A 471-nucleotide genomic window follows, 5' to 3' on the forward strand; every position below is an offset into this window, starting at 1 on the left:
GTTCCGCAGATGCTGAAGCAGGGCTATGGCCGCATCGTCAATATCGCATCGGTGGCGGCCAAGGAGGGCAATCCGAACGCGTCGCACTACAGCGCGTCGAAGGCGGGGCTGATCGGTCTCACCAAATCGCTCGGCAAGGAGCTCGCGACGAAGAACATTCTCGTCAATGCCGTCACGCCCGCTGCCGCCAAAACAGAAATCTTCGATTCGATGTCGCAACAGCACATCGACTACATGCTCTCGAAGATACCGATGAACCGCTTCCTGCTGCCTGAAGAGGCGGCGTCGCTGATTTTGTGGCTGTCGTCGGAAGACTGCGCGTTCAGCACGGGCGCGGTGTTCGATCTGTCGGGCGGCCGCGCGACTTATTGAGCGCAGCGCGCCGCACCCCCGGCAACGCCACGAAGAACAACAGCGGCACATGATGCCGTCCGCGCGCTCGCGCGATACAGGAGACACGAGGAGACACGA

1 protein-coding gene is annotated in these 471 nt (G+C 61.6%); it reads left to right on the forward strand.

Annotation, left to right across the window (positions count from 1 at the left end; translation table 11 throughout):
- The coding region (locus AB4Y42_RS44185) for an SDR family NAD(P)-dependent oxidoreductase (protein ID WP_368697889.1) at window positions 1-372 on the forward strand (372 nt) is incomplete at its 5' end.
- Between the last annotated feature and the right edge of the window lie 99 nt (window positions 373-471).

The organism is Paraburkholderia sp. EG286B (assembly GCF_040965655.1).
Taxonomy (GTDB): domain Bacteria; phylum Pseudomonadota; class Gammaproteobacteria; order Burkholderiales; family Burkholderiaceae; genus Paraburkholderia.